This is a genomic window from Paenibacillus sp. JJ-223 (assembly GCF_927798175.1).
GTDB lineage: Bacteria > Bacillota > Bacilli > Paenibacillales > Paenibacillaceae > Paenibacillus > Paenibacillus hubeiensis.
Window position 1 is genome coordinate 1 of record NZ_CAKMMP010000046.1, and the last position, 482, is coordinate 482.

Sequence of the window (482 nt, forward strand, 5' to 3'; positions counted from 1 at the left end):
AGCTTGCTTACAGCTCCCCGAGGCAGTATCGTTGTTCGCCACGTCCTTCATCGGCTCCTAGCGCCTAGGCATCCTCCGTGTGCTCTTAGTAGCTTAACCGTTTCGCTCATATTTGGGCTTTCACTCCCCTTGTTTTGCTTCGCAAAGCCAAAAGTCGTTCAATCCCAATTATTCGCTCATGCAATCTTCGCTAATGTATAAACTTGTTGACACAAGTTCAGCTAGGATGATTGTTCATCGGTTGCTTGAACCGAATGAGCATTCATCCGAAAAGGAATGTTCTAATCGCATTTTTCGTTTCGATATCCAGTTTTCAAGGAACAATCTCGTTTGCTTTCGGGCCGTTCACGGAACGTGTCGGTCGAAAGTTACGAGCATGTGTTTGAGAGTTTGAACTCTCAAAACTGAGCAACGAGTGAGTAAGTTTGCAGCTGAGCTGCTTATTTGAATGTCTTCATCGCAGAAGACGATTCTCCATAGAA

At 45.2% G+C, this 482-nt stretch carries 1 rRNA gene; it reads right to left on the reverse strand.

From position 1 onward, the window contains the following. A 23S ribosomal RNA gene (locus L6H98_RS31205) occupies positions 1-99 on the reverse strand; the annotation flags it as partial. Positions 100-482 lie beyond the last annotated feature (383 nt).